The organism is Hydrogenophaga sp. (genome assembly GCF_026125825.1).
Lineage (GTDB): Bacteria > Pseudomonadota > Gammaproteobacteria > Burkholderiales > Burkholderiaceae_C > Hydrogenophaga.
Genome location: NZ_JAHCKK010000050.1, coordinates 1 through 15,965, shown reverse-complemented (window position 1 = coordinate 15,965; position 15,965 = coordinate 1). Strand labels below are relative to the sequence as shown.

Annotated in this window: 19 protein-coding genes; 3 read left to right on the top strand and 16 right to left on the bottom strand. The window is 71.1% G+C overall.

The genetic code is table 11. The features are described 5' to 3' along the window. Positions 1–11: 11 nt before the first annotated feature. The gene (locus KIT86_RS15805; RefSeq protein ID WP_297400043.1) at positions 12–317 is read right to left on the bottom strand and encodes a DUF2917 domain-containing protein; all 306 of its coding nucleotides are present in this window, start codon (positions 315–317) and stop codon (positions 12–14) included. Positions 318–400: 83 nt separating this feature from the next. On the opposite strand from KIT86_RS15805, the gene KIT86_RS15800 reads away from it, so the two are divergent. The 3 genes from KIT86_RS15800 (at position 401) to KIT86_RS15790 (ending at position 2,936) form a co-directional block, all read left to right on the top strand. Beyond that, the gene (locus tag KIT86_RS15800) at positions 401–1,345 is read left to right on the top strand and encodes a LysR substrate-binding domain-containing protein (RefSeq protein WP_297400042.1); all 945 of its coding nucleotides are present in this window, start codon (positions 401–403) and stop codon (positions 1,343–1,345) included. Between the two features lie 21 nt (positions 1,346–1,366). Next, the gene (gene nth / locus KIT86_RS15795; protein WP_297400040.1) at positions 1,367–2,005 is read left to right on the top strand and encodes an endonuclease III; all 639 of its coding nucleotides are present in this window, start codon (positions 1,367–1,369) and stop codon (positions 2,003–2,005) included. 118 nt (positions 2,006–2,123) lie between these two features. Further along, a complete protein-coding gene (locus tag KIT86_RS15790) occupies positions 2,124–2,936 on the top strand; it encodes a PhnD/SsuA/transferrin family substrate-binding protein (RefSeq protein ID WP_297400038.1) in 813 nt (270 codons plus the stop codon). 194 nt (positions 2,937–3,130) lie between these two features. On the opposite strand, the gene KIT86_RS15785 is transcribed toward KIT86_RS15790, so the two are convergent. From KIT86_RS15785 to KIT86_RS15715, 15 genes are all read right to left on the bottom strand, one after another. Beyond that, complete coding sequence (locus KIT86_RS15785; protein WP_297400036.1) at positions 3,131–3,637, bottom strand: hypothetical protein; 507 nt, start codon at positions 3,635–3,637, stop codon at positions 3,131–3,133. Between the two features lie 10 nt (positions 3,638–3,647). Further along, positions 3,648–4,199, bottom strand: a complete 552-nt coding sequence (locus KIT86_RS15780; protein ID WP_297400033.1) for a histidine phosphatase family protein — start codon at positions 4,197–4,199, stop codon at positions 3,648–3,650. Next, on the bottom strand, positions 4,196–5,008 hold the full coding sequence (locus KIT86_RS15775) for an adenosylcobinamide-GDP ribazoletransferase (protein WP_297400031.1): 813 nt from the start codon (positions 5,006–5,008) through the stop codon (positions 4,196–4,198). The genes KIT86_RS15780 and KIT86_RS15775 overlap by 4 nt, the downstream gene beginning before the upstream one ends. Position 5,009: 1 nt before the next feature. Further along, positions 5,010–6,059: a nicotinate-nucleotide--dimethylbenzimidazole phosphoribosyltransferase gene (gene cobT, locus KIT86_RS15770; RefSeq protein WP_297400029.1), complete on the bottom strand. Its 1,050-nt coding sequence runs from the start codon at positions 6,057–6,059 to the stop codon at positions 5,010–5,012. Beyond that, a complete protein-coding gene (locus KIT86_RS15765; protein ID WP_297400027.1) occupies positions 6,056–7,513 on the bottom strand; it encodes a cobyric acid synthase in 1,458 nt (485 codons plus the stop codon). The genes cobT and KIT86_RS15765 overlap by 4 nt, the downstream gene beginning before the upstream one ends. Continuing rightward, entirely contained in the window at positions 7,510–8,502 is a 993-nt protein-coding gene (locus KIT86_RS15760) for an aminotransferase class I/II-fold pyridoxal phosphate-dependent enzyme (protein WP_297400025.1), read from the bottom strand. The genes KIT86_RS15765 and KIT86_RS15760 overlap by 4 nt, the downstream gene beginning before the upstream one ends. Next, positions 8,499–9,467, bottom strand: a complete 969-nt coding sequence (cbiB, locus tag KIT86_RS15755) for an adenosylcobinamide-phosphate synthase CbiB (protein WP_297400023.1) — start codon at positions 9,465–9,467, stop codon at positions 8,499–8,501. Before cbiB ends, KIT86_RS15760 begins: the two co-directional genes overlap by 4 nt. Next, the gene (locus KIT86_RS15750; RefSeq protein WP_297400020.1) at positions 9,464–10,684 is read right to left on the bottom strand and encodes an 8-amino-7-oxononanoate synthase; all 1,221 of its coding nucleotides are present in this window, start codon (positions 10,682–10,684) and stop codon (positions 9,464–9,466) included. Before KIT86_RS15750 ends, cbiB begins: the two co-directional genes overlap by 4 nt. Next, a complete protein-coding gene (gene bioD / locus KIT86_RS15745) occupies positions 10,668–11,351 on the bottom strand; it encodes a dethiobiotin synthase (protein WP_297400018.1) in 684 nt (227 codons plus the stop codon). Before bioD ends, KIT86_RS15750 begins: the two co-directional genes overlap by 17 nt. After that, positions 11,341–12,723, bottom strand: coding sequence for an adenosylmethionine--8-amino-7-oxononanoate transaminase (locus tag KIT86_RS15740; RefSeq protein WP_297400017.1), 1,383 nt, complete (start codon positions 12,721–12,723; stop codon positions 11,341–11,343). The genes bioD and KIT86_RS15740 overlap by 11 nt, the downstream gene beginning before the upstream one ends. Before the next feature lie 11 nt (positions 12,724–12,734). Next, positions 12,735–13,766 (bottom strand): biotin synthase BioB, encoded by a 1,032-nt coding sequence (gene bioB / locus KIT86_RS15735; protein WP_297400015.1) that lies wholly within the window; start codon positions 13,764–13,766, stop codon positions 12,735–12,737. A 71-nt stretch (positions 13,767–13,837) separates the two neighbouring features. Continuing rightward, complete coding sequence (locus tag KIT86_RS15730; protein WP_297400013.1) at positions 13,838–14,641, bottom strand: CbtA family protein; 804 nt, start codon at positions 14,639–14,641, stop codon at positions 13,838–13,840. 120 nt (positions 14,642–14,761) lie between these two features. After that, positions 14,762–14,947, bottom strand: coding sequence for a CbtB domain-containing protein (locus tag KIT86_RS15725; protein WP_297400011.1), 186 nt, complete (start codon positions 14,945–14,947; stop codon positions 14,762–14,764). 106 nt (positions 14,948–15,053) lie between these two features. Next, the gene (locus KIT86_RS15720; protein WP_297400009.1) at positions 15,054–15,446 is read right to left on the bottom strand and encodes a DUF1636 domain-containing protein; all 393 of its coding nucleotides are present in this window, start codon (positions 15,444–15,446) and stop codon (positions 15,054–15,056) included. A 16-nt stretch (positions 15,447–15,462) separates the two neighbouring features. Continuing rightward, a partial coding sequence (locus KIT86_RS15715; RefSeq protein WP_297400007.1) for a VWA domain-containing protein occupies positions 15,463–15,965 on the bottom strand: 503 nt, incomplete at its 5' end.

The window sequence follows — 15,965 nt, the reverse complement described above, 5'->3', positions numbered from 1 at the left end:
CCCCGACCTCCTCAGGCCGCGGCCAGGGCGCGCGGGCGGCGCCGCGGCAGCCAGTTCCAGCGCGAGGCGGTGGCTCGCCGCGCACAAGGCACGGGCTCCAGCCGCAGCACGGCGGCCTGCAAGGCGTAGGCGATCACGCGGTGGTGGGGTTGGGCGACGAAATGATCGCCCGCGTTCAGGATCACATCCTGCTGGTCGTGGTCCAGCGTGATCCAGACGATGCCTTCGCGGCAGACCAGGCGCAAAGCGCCCGAGGGAATGGCCTTCACCGCCCGGTGGGGCATGTTCAGGTCCACGGTGAGGATGTCGGTTGTCATGGAAGGCTCCTTTCGCATCAGGGATGTGCATGACTGTACGGAGCCGCCCTATACTGGACAAACGTTCATTTCGAATGCTTCGCATGCCATTCAAGAATGTGAAACCCGCCACCGAGCCGCTTGCGCGCTCGCAGATGCTGCGGCTGGACCTGCTGCCCTGCTTCGACGCCGCGGCGCGCGCGCTGAGCTTCACGCTGGCGGCGCAGGAACTCAACCTCACGCAATCGGCCGTGAGCCGGCAGATCCAGCTGCTGGAAGACAGCCTGGGCACGCCGCTGTTCGAGCGGCGGCACCGCGCGCTGGTGTTGACCGAAGCTGGCGAGGTGATGCAGCGGGCCACGCGCGATGCGCTGGAGCGACTGCGCGACGCCTCGGCGCGCGTGAGGCCCGGCCCGCGCCTGCGCCAGGTCGCCATGACCTGCACGCACGGCTTCGCCTCGCTCTGGCTCATCCCCCGGCTCGCGCGCTTCGCGGCCAGCCACCCGCAGGTGGACGTGCGCATCTCGGCCTCCATGGACATCATGGACCTGGAGCGCCACCGGCTCGACGTGGCGGTGCGCTTCGTGCCCTCCAGCCTGGGGCGCGGGCAGGCGCTGTTCGAAGAGGTGGTGCAGCCGCTGTGCTCACCCGCGCTGTTGCGCCACAAGGAAGCCCCGTTGCGCCAACCCGCCGACCTGGCCCGCCACACGCTGCTGACCGTGGAGAAGCCGGCCGGCCATGCCCTCACCTCCGACTGGGACCCCTGGTTTCAGGTGATGGGCCTGCACGACATGCGCATGAAGAACACCATGCACTTCACCCAGTACGCCGACGCGGTGGCCGCCGCCGTGGCAGGGCAAGGCGTGGTGATCGGCCGGCTGCCGCTGCTGCAGTCGCTGGTGGACGAACGCAAACTGGTCGCGCCGTTTCGCAGCGGCGGCGCGGCCACGCGCCGGGGCTACTACGTGGAAGTGGCACCCCACGCGCACGACAACCCCGACGCGCTGGACTTCGCGAACTGGCTGCGCGCCGAGGCCGAGCGCGCCTGAGCTGAGCGAGAATCCCAGCCCATGACGCCCACCCAGATCGAAGCTTTTTTCGCCACGCTCCAGGCCGCCAACCCGACCCCGCAGACCGAGCTCGAATACACCAGCGTGTTCGAACTGCTCACCGCCGTGCTGCTCTCGGCCCAGGCCACCGACGTGGGCGTCAACAAGGCCACGCGCAAACTGTTCCCGGTGGCGAACACGCCGCAGGCCATCCTCGACCTCGGGCTCGAAGGGCTGGAGAGCTACATCAAGACCATCGGCCTGTACCGCAGCAAAGCCAAACACCTGATGCAGACCTGCCGCATGCTGGTGGAACAGCACGGCGGCGAGGTGCCCGGCACGCGCGAGGCGCTCGAAGCCCTGCCCGGCGTGGGCCGCAAGACGGCCAACGTGGTGCTCAACGTGGCCTTCGGCGAACCCACCATGGCGGTGGACACGCACATCTTCCGCGTGAGCAACCGGACCGGCCTGGCGCCGGGCAAGACGCCGCTGGCGGTGGAGCTGCAGCTGATGAAGCGCGTGCCGCCCGCCTACGCGGTGGACTCGCACCATTGGCTCATCCTGCACGGGCGCTACGTGTGCCAAGCGCGCAAGCCGCTGTGCCCGCGCTGCGCGGTGATGGCCTATTGCGACTTCAAGGACAAAACCCTCTCCCTTTGAGCCGGGCGCAGGGCACCCTGCCGTCCAGGGGCGCGGAGTGTCGCGTTCGTCGCCGGGAACCGGATGCACACCTTTGGTGCATCTACGATGGATTCTTTGCATCCAGGGGACACTCAGAATGAAAACATTGTTTGCCCGCAGCCTGCTGGCTTTGTCGCTGTGCGCGGGAACGGCACAGGCCAAAGACCTGATCCTGGCCATCAGCGAAGGCACCTCGGGCGGGACCGACCACGCGCGCGTGATCGCCAAGTACCAGGGACTGGCGGATGTGATTGGCAAGAGCATCAACCAGAAGGTGAACGTGGTGTTCATCCGCGAGTTCTCGTCGCTCGAGGAAGGCATGAAGGAGCGGCGGTTCGCCCTGGCGATGGCGCGCCCCAGCGACTTCCCGGCGCGGGGCATGCGCGACTACGGCTACCAATACGTGGCCTCGGCCAAACCCGATGGGCAGTGCCTGATCGTCGTGCCCAAGGAGTCGACCTACAAAACGGTGGCCGACATCAAGGGCAAGCGCCTGGTGCTGCCCGAGCCGGCGGCCTACATGGCCAAGTTCTGCGCCTCGGCCCTGCGCGACGCGGGCATCGACATCGCCAAGGAGAACGTCCAGCGCGTGCGCGAACAAGGCGCGGTGCCGTTCTACCTCACCAACAAATTCGCCGACGTGGGTGGCGTGGCCTCCTACTCGGGCGTGGCCAAGTCGCTGGACAAGAGCGGCCACCGCGTGCTGCACACCAGTGTGTCCCAGCCCTACTTTCCGCTGATCGTCGACCGCGAGTTCACCCCGGCCCAGATCGAGGCCATGCAAAAGGCCCTGCGCGCCCTGCCGGAGAGCGAGGCCGGCCAGGCCGTGCTCAAGAGCGTGGGCATCCAGGCCTTTGACACCAGCGCAGAGAAGAAGCTGCGCGAGCTGCTGGGCTGGCTGGGGCTGTAGCCATCGATCGTCGGATTCAACGCTGTCGGTGGCTTCGTTCCGATACAGGCCTTGGGTGTGAGGTGCAGCATGTTCTGGCAAGGGGCCTTCAAAGCAGACGTGGGGCGGAGCTTCGTTGCTGGCACCTCGAGGATGCACCCCTCCGGCCACGCCGCGCACCAAGCACTCGGTACCCAGCACCGTCCGATGAGGGCTCAAGCCGGCGGCCCGTACAGAAACAAGTGCCGCGCCTCGGGCGTGATCGCTTCGGTCTTGTTGCCCGGCCAGTGCGTGAACGGCTCCAGCTCGAAGTGCTGCGTCTTGCCCACCGGCAGCGGCATGCGCACATCGCCCTTGACCAAGGTGGCCGTGATGCGGCTGAAGTCCTCATTCACATTCACCACCACCCGCGCCATGTCGGCTTCACCCGGCAGCTCGTCGTTGTCCTCCAAGGTGCGCCCGGGGAACAGTTCGTCGAACGCCGCGCGCACTTCGCTCAGGTCGGCCTCGCTCACCGCCCGCTCGCGCAGGTAGAAGCTCAGCCACAGGTGGTGCCGCTTGTCTTGCAGGTCGTGGAACCAGAACTTGCCCGTTTCAGGAATGCCCCGCAGGCGGTGAATCTGGGTGTAGGTCCCCATCTCCCACTGGCCCACCGTCTCGGCCTCGGCGTTGCCCTGGTAACTCTCCAGCTCGGTCACGCGAGACACATTGCCCGTCATCACGTGGCCCCGCTCAGAGCTCGACCGTCACCCACCCCCCCGGCTCGGGCGCGTCCTTGGGCCACTCGGCCGCTTCGCGGATGTGCACCCCGCTGCTCAGGATGTGCCGCACCGCGCGGATCACGCCGGCATGGGTGATCCAGAGCACGTTGGTGCTGGGCGCAGGCCGCAACTCGCCCAGCGCGGCGGCCACGCGGTAAAGCAGCATCTGCGTGCTCTCGACACCGCCGAAGCGGTGGTGCGCAAAATCGGCCATCCAGGCGTCGAAGGCATCGGGCGGCACGCTGTCCCAACGCTGCAGTTCCCAGACGCCAAAGTCCATTTCGTTGAGCCGGGTGTCGATGCGCGCGGCGCCCAGGTCGCTGCGCTCGACCTGCAGCGCAGCCGCCAGCTGTTGCGCGCGCAGCAGGCCGGACACCCACACCGGCGTGCCCGGTGGCAGCAGGGGCGATACCGCCATCGCCGCTTCGCGCGTGAGCGCGGCGTGGGCCGGCACATCGCTGGACCCGTAGCACAGGCCCGGGCCCAGCATCACCGGCGCGTGCCGAAGCAGCCAGAGCTTCATGCGAGCACGGGCAGCGACAAGGCCAGCCCCAGGTAGAACAGCAGTTCGCAGACCTGCTGCGTGGCGCCCAGTCCGTCGCCGGTGAAACCCTGCAGGCGGCGATGCAGCAGGCGCCCCATCCAGGCCAGGCCGACCAGCGCGCCCAGCACCGCGGGCCCCCAGGGGGCGCCAGGCAGCAGCCACCACGCCAGCGCCATGGCCAGCGCCCACCAGACCAGACCGGCAAGCAGGCCCGCGTTGGACAGGCTCTCGGCCAGCGGCTTGCTTTTGGACTGCGGCGTGTCCCCCACGTGGGGCAGCGCGCGGATGATGAACAGGGGCATGGTGCGCGAGGTGACGTGTGCGGCGAACAACGCCACCACGGCGAGCCACCCGCTGCCCTGCGCCAGCAGCGCGACCAGCGCCACTTTGCTGAGCAACGCCAGCACCAGCGCAATCGCGCCGTAGCTGCCAATGCGCGAGTCTTTCATGATGTCCAGCGCGCGTTCGCGCTGAGCGCTGCCGCCCAGCCCATCGGCGAGGTCGGCCAGGCCGTCTTCATGAAAGGCCCCCGTGAGCATCACGCTGAACACGGTGCTGAGCACCACCGCCACCCACAGCGCGGCAGGCACGGGCGGCAGCAGCGCGAGCAGACCCCACAGCACCGCCGCCGTGAGCGCGCCCACGACCCAGCCCACGCCGGGGAAATGGGCCGCGCTCGCGCGCAGCATGGCCTGGCTGAAACCCACCCAGGCGGCCAGCCGTCCCGTCACCGGAATGCGGGTGAAGAACTGCAGGGCGAGCAGAAAGTGGCGGATGAAGGCGGGCATCTCAGTGGCGCGCGGGTGCCGTCGTTTCGTCGCTGCGCGAGACGCCGGCCGATTCGAAACTGGCCATCTCGCGCAGCAGCGCGCAGGCACTCACGAGCAGCGGCCAGGCCAGCGCGGCGCCCGAGCCTTCGCCCAGCCGCAGGCCCAGGTCGAGCAGTGGCACGGCCTTGAGGTGCGCGAGCATCAGCGCGTGGCCACGCTCGCCCGAGCAGTGCGCGAAGACGCAGCGCTGCACGACGTGGGGCTGCAGGCGCGCGGCCACCAGCACGGCGGCGGTGGCGATGAAGCCATCGACCACGATCACGCGCCGCTCTTCGGCGGCCTGCAACACCGCGCCGGTGAGCGTGGCGATCTCGAATCCGCCGAAGGCGGCCAAGGCATCCAGCGGTGCCGTGGCCCTGGCGTGGCGCGCCAGCACCTCGCGCAAGATGCCGATCTTGCGCTGCACCGCCGCCGCGTCCAGGCCGGTTCCCGCGCCGGTGACGTCGGCCACATCGAGCCCCGCCAGCCGCGCGAGCAGCAAGGAGGCCGCCGAGGTGTTGCCGATGCCCATCTCGCCCAGCAGCAGCGCGTTGCCCGGCAGCCCGTGCAGCACCTCACGCCCGTTCTCGATGGCCTGCGCGCACTGGGCCGCGCTCATGGCCGGGCCGTCGAGCGCGTCGGCCGTGCCGGGCCCGACCTTGCGAATGAACAGGCCTTCGCGTGGTGCGAAGTCGTGCCGCACGCCGCAGTCGATCACGTTCAGGCCGATGCCATGCTGGCGCGCAAGGACGCTCACCGCCGCGCCGCCGGCCAGGAAGTTCTCCACCATCTGCCAGGTCACATCGCTCGGGTAGGCCGAGACACCGCGCGCGGCCAGGCCATGGTCGGCGGCGCACACCAGCATTTGCGGCGATCGCAGTTCGGGCCGGTCGGTGCCCAGGATCAGGCCGATGCGCTGCGCCAGGGTTTCGAGGCGGCCCAGCGAGCCCACGGGCTTGGTCTTGTTGTCCAGCGCGCGCTGCAACTGCTCGGCCAGTTCGGGTTGAGTGAGGTCGGAGATGGGGTTCATGGTCGGGGTGCGATGAGTTGGTCGAGCACGCCGGGCTCGATATGGGAGGCGAGGAAATCGGCCAGGCCGTCGAACACGGTCTCCAGCGTGGGCACGGTGGCGCCAAACAGCGCGTGCAGCACGCGCGGGTCTTCAAACAGGCCGTGCAGGTAGACGCCGAGCACATTGCCCTGTGCGTTCTGCCAGCCCAGGCCGTCGGGCAGCGCCTCGCGCGCCACATCGCCAGCGGCGGCCATGGCCGCGTGTGGCAAGGTCTGGCCGTGGTGGATTTCATAGCCTGCGGCGTCCCCGTCCGAGAGCGCGGCCCACGGCCCGGCGAGGTGGCCGAATCGGGTCTGCGTGCGGCGCACGGTCTTCTGCGGCTCGAACTGTGTCACCAGCGGCAACAGGCCCAGGCCGGGCGCGTTGCCGTCAATGCCGTGAGGGTCGATGAGCGCCTCGCCCAGCATCTGCAGACCCCCGCACACGCCCAGCACCGCGCCGCCCTGGGCGGCATGCGCGGCAATGGCACGGTCCAGCCCCTGGGATCGCAGCCAGGCCAGGTCGGCGGCCGTGGCCTTGCTGCCGGGCAGCACGATCCAGTCGGCCCCGGCGCATTCGGCTGGCGTGCGCGCCCACACCAGGCGCACACCGGGCACGTTCTTGAGCGGCTGGAACTCGTCGAGGTTGCTGATGCGCGGGTAGGCGATCACCGCAATGGTTTTTTGGACGGCACCCGAAGCGCGTGAGCGGTCGTCGAACACCCCATCCTCCTCCGGCAAGCCGTGCTGCCACCACATGGGCAGCACCGCCACCGTGGGCACGCCGGTGAGTTCCTGCAATTGCTGGGGCGCCGGGGCCAGCAGGCTCGCATCGCCGCGGAACTTGTTGAGCACGAAACCCTGGATGAGCGCGCGCTCCTCGGGCGGCAGCAGGGCCCAGGTGCCGTAGAGATGGGCGAAGGCGCCGCCCCGGTCAATGTCGGTCACGAGCAGGCAGCGCGCCTGCGCGTGCAGGGCCACGCGCATGTTCACGATGTCGCTGGCGTGCAGGTTGATCTCGGCCGGCGAGCCGGCGCCTTCGATCACCACCACGTCGTTCTCTTCGCGCAGCGCATCCAGCGCGGCGGCGATCTGCGGCCACACGTGCAGGCTGCGCCCCCGCCAGGGCATGTCGGACAGGGTGTCGTTCACCTGCCCCATCAGCACCACCTGGCTGCGCGTGTCGGCCTCAGGCTTGAGCAGCAGCGGGTTCATGCGCACCTCAGGCTGGGCGCGGGCCGCGAGCGCCTGAAAGTACTGGGCGCTGCCGATCTCGCCGCCATCGACCACGCGCGCGTTGTTGCTCATGTTCTGCGCCTTGAACGGCGCGACCTTGAGCCCCAGGCGCGCGTAGTGCCGGCACAGCGCGGTGGTGAGCCAGCTCTTGCCGGCGCCGCTGGTCGTGCCCAGCACCATCACGCAACGCGCCGTCATGCCACGTGCTCCTCTTGCGCCAGCAGGGCCGCGCGCAAGGCCGCCTGGGCCTCGGGCGGCTGGGCGCTCAGGCGCCACTGTCCCGGCAGGCCGAACGAGCGGGCGTCGCGCAGTTTGACGCCCCGCGCGCGCAGGGCAGGCACGTTCAGTGCCTGCGGTGGCGCAGCGCAGAAGTAAGGGGCATCGCTGGGCCGCACCGTCCAGCCCAGCCCGGCCAGCAGGGCCTGCTGGTCTCGCATCCATTGGCTCAGTCTGGGCAGGGTGCGCTCGACCCAGGCCTGCGCTGCGGGCGATGTCCAGGCCTCGAGCAAGGCCACGGCATGCGCGCCAAGCGGCCAGGAAGGGGCGAGTTGTTCCAGCGAGCGCGCCATGCGCGCCTGCCCCACGGGGGCAATGGCGTAGCTGCCGCGCACACCCGTGAGACCCAGCGCCTTGTTGGGGGTCCAGAGTTGCCAGACCCGCTCCAGGGCTGCCGGGTCGAGGCTGCTTTGTCCAGCCAGTCGCAGCGGTTCGTAGGCGCGGTCCAGCACCACCGTGGCCGCGCCCGATGCCGCCACATCGCGCGCACGAGGCTCTGCCTGGCCGAGCGGGCTGGCGGGCTCGCACAGCCAGGCCAGATCGGCCGGCGCCGGGTCCGTCGTGCGCTCCAGCCCCCAGGCGCTGGCCGCGCGGGCGTAGTCACCGTAGGCCTGCTCGGGCAGCCAGACGCGCCGGCCACCTTCGCGCGCCACCCAGGCGGTGATGCGGCCGATGAATTCGCTGGCGCTGCCAGCGATCACGATGCGCTCTGCATCGACCGCGTGAAAGGCCGCCAGCGCCTCGCGCAGCGCGGTGTAGGCCGGGTCGGGGTAGCGCCGCGCATCGGCCTGCTGCACGGCGGCCCACGCCTGCGGACAAGGCCCGCAGGCATTGGCGTTGGTGGAGAAATCCCAGGCCGGCACGCCCAGTGCGTCGGGGCCTCCATGAAAATTCAACGGTGTGTGTGTCATGCGATGGGGCTCCAGGCGAACGTGGTCCACAACACGGCCATGCCCGCCAACGCTTGTACCACCCCGCCAGCCAGTTGCAGGGCCCGCGCGGTATCGGCGGCCAGAGGGCTGCGACCCTCGGCGTTCAACACATAGACCCCCGGTTTGCCCAGGCGCACATTCAACGCCAGCGCCATGGCGGCCATGGGCCAGCCGCTGTTGGGCGACGGTGTGCGCCGCGCCTGCGCCGGCATCGAGCGCCAGCCCCGAAAAGCGCCCAGAAAACCCAGCAGGACCGCGGTGAGGCGGGCGGGCAGCCACGAGAGCACGTCATCGGCGCGCGCCGCCCACTTGCCGGCCCACGTCCAGTCGCGGCCCTGGCGCTCGCCCCGGTAGCCCCACATGGCGTCGGCGGTGTTGGCAAAGCGGTAGAGCGCTGCGCCGGGCAGGCCGGCGACGGCGAACCAGAACAGCGGCGCCACCACCGAGTCGTTGAGATTCTCGGCCAGCGATTCGATCGCGCTCTCGCGCACCTGCGCCTCGTCCAGCGCGGCCACGTCGCGGCTCACCAGCCAGCCCAGGCGTTCGCGCCCGGCCGCCAGGGATTCGCCCAGCGCCGCTTCGACCGCGATCACCTCCTCGCGCAGCATGCGCCACGCGAGCAGGGGCTTGAGCAGCAGACCGGCGACGAGGACTTGCAGCCACACCGGCCCATCGCTCACGAGCCGCATCAGCGCGAAGGCAATGGCCATCACCAGCAGCGCGCCGGCCATCCAGGCCAGGGCGCCGAGCACGAAGGGCCGCACTGCGCCCGCGGGTGCGCCCCAGACCGGCGCGATGCGCGGGCCCAGCGCCCCGAGGTAGCGCCCCATCCCCACCACCGGGTGCCACCGTGCGGGAGGCTCGCCCCAGAAGCGGTCCACCAGCAGGGCCAGCAGCAGGGCCGCCGGTGCCAGACCGGGGTGGAGGTCCATCGGGAGGTTCATGCGGGCAACGCCGCGGTGCTGGCCGCGGCGATCCGCAAGGCCTGCAGCAGCGCCTCGATGTCCGAAGGCTGGTGCGCGGCCGAGAGCGCGATGCGCAGCCGCGCGGTGCCCGTCGGCACGGTGGGCGTTCGGATGGCGGGCACCCACAACCCCTGTTCCCGCAGCGCGGCCATCACGCGCAGCGCGGCGGCGTTCTCGCCGATCACCAGCGGCTGGATCGCGGTGGCCGAGGGCATCAGGGCCCAGCCGGCCGCGTCGAACGCGGCATCGGCCCCCGGTGCCAGGCCCTCGCGCAATTGTGCGATGTGCGCCTGCAGCTGCTGCCGGCGGCGATCGCCATCGGGCCCGAGCACGCAGCGCAGGCCGGCGCGCACCGCCTCGGCCAGCAGCGCCGGCGCGGCCGTGGCGTAGGTGTAGCTGCGGGTCTTTTGCAGCAGCCACTCCACCAGGCGATCGGGCCCGGCCACGAAGGCGCCGGCCACGCCCAGGGCTTTGCCGAGGGTGGCCATGTAGATCACGCGCGGCGAGGCCTGCGCGCCGCACAGCCCGGCAGCGGCCAGGGCGCCGCGCCCCTGCGGCCCGAGCAGGCCAAAGCCATGCGCGTCGTCCAGCAGCAGCAAGGCGTCGTGCCGTTCGCACAGCGCGTGCAGCGCCGCGATGTCTGCGACGTCGCCGTCCATGCTGAACACCGCGTCGCTGATCACGAGCTTGCGCCGCGCCGGGCTGGCCGCCAGCAGTGCCTCGAGCTGCGGCAGGTCGGCGTGGCGGTAGCGGTGCACCGTGGCGCGGGACAGGCGCGCGCCGTCGATCAGGCAGGCGTGGTTCAGGGCGTCCGAGAACAGGGCATCGCCCTGGGCCACCAGGGCCGGCACGACGCTGGCGTTGGTGGCGTAGCCGGCGTAGAAGTACAGCGCGCGCGGCAGACCCACGGCCTGGGCGAGCTCGCGCTCCAGCGCGGCGTTGGCGGCGCTGTGGCCGCTGACCATGGGCGAGGCGCCAGACCCGACGCCATAGCGGTCCACGGCGGCGTGCACCGCCTCGCGCAGCAGCGGGTCCTGCGCCAGGCCGAGGTAGTCGTTGCTGCAGAAGGCCAGCAACGACGTCCCATCGACGCGCAGCCGCGCGCCCTGCTCCGGCACCACCTCGCGGCGGCGGCGGCGCAGCGACTGCGCGTCCAGCGCGGCCAGCCGGCCATCGAATTCATCCAGCCAGGTCATGGGGCAGCTCCAGCGCAATGTCTTGGGCCTTGGGGGCGGCGCCCTGCCAGGGCACACGGCCCAGCAGCGGCGCCGGCAGCCAGCGGCGCAGCGTCTCGATGTTCTCCTCGCGGCAGGGCATGTCGGGGTCGATGGCGTTGGCCACCCAGCCTGCCAGCGCCAGGCCGTCGGCGCGGATGGCCTCGGCGGTCAGCAGCGCGTGGTTCAGGCAGCCCAGGCGCAGGCCCACCACCAGCACCACCGGCGCACCCATGGCGCGCGCGAGGTCGGCCAGGGTCTCCTCGCCGTTGAGCGGCACGCGCCAGCCCCCCGCGCCCTCGACCACCACCACGTCGGCGTGCGCGCGCAGCGCGCGGTGCGCGGCCAGCAGCTCGGCCACCGTCAGGGTGCAGCCCACGCGCTCGGCCGCGAGATGCGGTGCCATGGCATCGGGCAAGGCCACGGGGTTGTCGAGTCCGGCCGGCACCACCACCGTGGACGCCGCGCGCAGGGCCAGCACGTCTTCGCTGACCCATTGCCCCTGGTGCTCGATCAGGCCGGCCGCCACCGGCTTCATGCCGACGACGCGGCGGTGGTGCCTCGCGAGCGTGTGCAGCAGGGCCGCGCTGACCAGGGTCTTGCCCACGCCGGTGTCGGTGCCGGTGACGAAGCAGCCGTCAAACGCCATCGCGCACCTCCGCCATGCCAACGGGGCGCGCGCCGGCCTCCTCTTCCGCCAGCGTGGCCTGGAGCGCGGCCAGTGCGCCTCGGGCCAGCCACTCGCCTTCGGCTTCGTCGATCACGTAGGGCGGCATGGCGTACAGCGTGTGGCCGATGGGCCGCAGCACCACCCCCTGCGCCAGCGCGTGGCGGGCATAGCGGCGACCGAAGTCGGGCAGGCTGCTGAGCACATCCCAGGCGAACACCATGCCCTGGCGGCGCACGTGGCGCACGCGGGCGTGCGCCGAGAGCGGCTCGAACTGCGCGGCCAGCCGTTCGGCGGTGGCCACGTTGCGGCGCAGCGCGTCGGTCTGCTCGAACAGGTCGAGCGTGGCCAGGGCGGCGCGGCAGGCCAGCGGGTTGCCGGTGTAGCTGTGCGAATGCAGGAAACCGCGCGCGACCTGGTCGTCGTAGAAAGCGGCATAGACCTCGTCGGTGGTGAGCACCACCGACAGCGGCAGCGTGCCACCGGTCAGGCCCTTGGAGAGGCACAGGAAGTCGGCCCGGATGCCGGCCTGCTGGTGGGCGAACAGGGTGCCGGTGCGGCCGAAGCCCACGGCGATCTCATCCAGCACCAGGTGCACGTCGTAGCGGTCGCACAGCTCGCGCGCGCGCCGCAGGTAATGGGGATCGTGCATCGCCATGCCGGCGGCGCACTGGATCAGCGGCTCGACGATCAGCGCCGCCGTCTCAGCGTGGTGCTCGGCCAGCCAGGCCGCCAGCGCGCAGGCGGCGCGCTCGGCCACGTCGGCGGCGGACTCGCCCGGCAGCGCGCCACGCGCATCGGGGCTGGGCACGGTGGCGGCCAGGCGCACCAGCGGTGCGTAGGCCTCGCGAAAGAGCGCGATGTCGGTCACGGCCAGCGCCCCCACGGTCTCGCCGTGGTAACCGCCTGCCAGCCCGACGAAGCGGCTCTTGCCCGGCCGCCCCGCGTTGCGCCAGTGGTGCGCACTCATCTTGAGCGCGATCTCGGTGGCGCTGGCGCCGTCGCTGCCATAGAAGGCATGGCCCAGCCCGGTGGCCGAAGACAGGCGCTCGGACAGCTCCACCACGGGCTCATGGGTGAAGCCGGCCAGCATCACGTGGTCCAGCCGGTTCAACTGATCCACCAGCGCCGCACGGATGGCCGGGTGGTTGTGCCCGAACAAGTTGACCCACCAGGAGCTGATCGCGTCCAGGTAGCGCCGGCCATCGTGGTCGTGCAGCCAGACCCCTTCGGCCCGCGCCACCGGCACCAGCGGCAGGCCCGCGCCACCGGGCGCATGCAGCTTCATCTGGGTGCAGGGGTGCCACACCGCCGCGAGGCTGCGCTGGCGCCAGGTCTCGTTGAGCGAGGACATGCGCGGTGGCTTCAGTCGGCCGACACGTGGCGCGGCCGCAGGCCCAGCTTGGCCAGCAGGCCCATGTCGGCCGCCACGTCGGGGTTGCCGGTGGTAAGCAGCTTCTCGCCGTAGAAGATGGAGTTGGCGCCGGCCAGGAAACACAGGGCCTGGACCGCCTCGCTCATCTGCTGGCGCCCGGCCGACAGGCGCACCCGGGCGCGCGGCATGGTGATGCGCGCCACCGCGATGGTGCGCACGAACTCGAGCGGGTCCAGGTCGGGCTGATCGGCCAGCGGCGTGCCCTGCACCTTCACCAGGTGGTTGATCGGCACCGACTCGGGATAGTCGGGCGCGAGGTTGGCGAGCTGGGCCACCAGCGCGGCGCGCTGCAGGCGCGACTCGCCCATGCCCACGATGCCACCGCAGCAGACCTTCACGCCCGCGCCTCGCACGCGCGCCAGCGTGTCCAGGCGGTCCTGGTAATCGCGCGTGGTGATGATCTCGCCGTAGAAGTCGGGCGCGCTGTCCAGGTTGTGGTTGTAGTAGTCCAGGCCCGCATCGCGCAGGATCTCGGCATGGCCGTCGGACAGCATGCCCAGCGTGGCGCAGGCTTCCAGGCCCTCGGCCTTGACGGTGCGCACGAGTTCGGCCACGGCGTCGACGTCGCGGTCCTTCGGCGCGCGCCAGGCCGCGCCCATGCAGAAGCGCGTGGCACCAGCCTGCTTGGCGCGCTGCGCGGCCTCGCGCACCGCGTCCACACCCATGAGCTTGCCGGCGGTGAGGCCGGTATCGAAATGCACCGACTGCGGGCAGTAGCCGCAGTCCTCCGGGCAACCGCCGGTTTTCACCGACAGGAGGGTCGCGAGCTCGACCTCGGCAGGGTCGAAGTGTTCGCGGTGCACGGTCTGCGCACGGTGGATCAGTTCGGAGAACGGCAGGTCGAACAGCGCCTGCACCTCCTCCACCCGCCAGGCGTTCGTGCCGGCGCCGGTGGCGGGCTCAGCCGTGGGTTTGGCGTGGAACTGCAGAGGCCGCTCGGCGATGTCGGTCGTGGTCGTCATGTTGATGGTCCTTTCGACTTAAGGGGAGCGGTATTCTGCCTGCCTCCGCGGGCAGGCAGACCACCGCACGGTCAGGCCGTTTGCGGCAGCTTGCCGGCTTCGCCGAAGGTGGCGCGCAGAGCCGGCTGCAGCCAGCGCTGGAACGCCAGGCCCGAGGCCACACCCATGCAGAGCCAGAACGTCAGCGACACCCAGGTGGTCGCCCAGACAAACTGGGTGCCGAGGTCGCGCAGCACGGCCTGGGCTTCGCCCTGGAAACCGGCCAGCGGATCGGCGGTGATGTGCGGCGCACCCACCACGTAAGGCAAGGCCAGCAACGCGGCGGCGAGCAGCCAGCGCAGGGGGCTCTTGAGGCCGGCGGCGCAGGCACAGGCCAGCGCCGCGCTCACGGCGGCCAGCGTCCACCAGCCCTGGCGCGAACCCAGGCGGGCGGCATCCATGCCGGGAATCTCGGCATGCAGGCCGATCGAGGGCCAGAAGTGGAACGCCAGCCAGCCGGCGGCGGCGGTCACCAGGGCCAGCGGCAGCGCTCGCAGCGTGGTGCCGCGCCACAGGGCCACGCCCATCACGGCGAACACCAGCAGCGCCATGCTGAAGGCATGCAGCACGTTGGCGGCGAAGGTCCATGCGGTGCGCTCGAAGCCGTCGGCCGGGGCCCATTCCTCGGTTGCCTCGGCCATGGCATGGCCGGCATGGCCCTCATGGCCGGACGGTGCGGCCTCGCTGAAAGTGGCTGGCGCCTCGATCTTCTGGTCTTCGTAAGCCTCGGCGGCCAGGATGATGGGCACGGCCTGCAGGTGCTGCACACCGGTCTGCACGATGCCCACGGCCAGGGCCACGGCAAGGCCGGCCCAGATCAGTCGTTGAAAAATCATCTTCAATCTCCAAAAAACGAACAGGAATGCCCTATTCCAGAGGTGCCTCGGAACCGGCTCTGCCGGGCCGCAGGCGCCGCCCCCTGGAGGGGGTCGCGCGGAGCGCGGCGGGGGTGCCTCTCAGTGGCAAGGCTTCACGGTGACGTGGCGCACGTCGTGCGCCGCGTTGTGCGCGACCGGGCTCTCGGCGAACGCCACGCCGTAGAGAACCACCAGCCCGAGGGCGGCGGCGGCGGCCAGTTGCAGCAGCAGGCTGCGCACGGCGGACGTGACGCCCGCGGGCGCCGTGGTGCTGGTTCCAATCATGGGATGCTCCATTTCAAGAAAGGTTGAGGCGTGCGAACAGGGAAGCCGGGGCGCCGCGCCTTTCGGCGCCCAAGGCAGGAACAGGAGAGAAGGAAGCCGACGGCGCTCATTCGTCGGGCCCCATCAGGCTGGGCGGCAGGCGCGCGAGGATGCCGCTGCGCAGCCGCGCGGGCCGCTCGTTGCGCAGCAGGTTGCCGTCGCTCGCGGCCGCGTGCAGGCCGGCGCAGGCGAGCACGTGCTCGGCCGTCTCGGCGTCGGGCAGCAGATCGCCAAACAGGTAGGTGTGTTTGCCCGGTGCCTGGAAGGCCACCGAGCAGGCGCGCGAACAACTGCTGAGGCAGGCCATGCCGCGCACGCGCACGCGGGGTTCGGCGCCGCGCCCTTGCGCGGCCTGCACGGCTTCGAACAGCAGGGCGCCGGCGGCAGGTTCATCGCGCGGCGCGCCCGGCGGGCGGCAGGTGGTGCAGACGATCACTTCGGTCATGGGTGTGAGGGACATGGTGTGCAAAGCGTGGTCAGGCCGGCAGGCGGTGTTCGGCCTGCCAGCGCTCGGCCCAGGCCGCGCACCGGCCCAGGGGCCGCGAAGGGTCGTCGAAATCCACGACGACGATGTGGCCCGCTGCGGTCGGGGCCGTGGGTTGTTCGAGCGTGCGGCCATCGGTGAGCAGCCACAGGCAATCGCCGCCTGCGGTGCCGCGCTGCCGCCGGGTCTTGCGCAACAGGCGGTCGGCCTCGCGCAGGCAGGCCGACAGCGGCGTGCCGCCGCCCCCGCCCACGGGCCGCACGCGCTCGCTGCCCGCCACCCGGGCCGGGCCCGGGGGCAGCAGCAACTGCACGCCCTGGCCGCCGAAACACAGCAGGGCCACGTGGTCGCCCGCGCGCGCGGCTTGCTCGATCAGGCGCGCGGCATAGCCCTTGGCCCAGGCCAGGCGCCCACCCCGGCGCATCGAGCCCGAGGTGTCGAGCGCAATCAGGTGCAGCGGGGGCACCCGCGGGCTCACCCCGCGGCGGCGCAGGT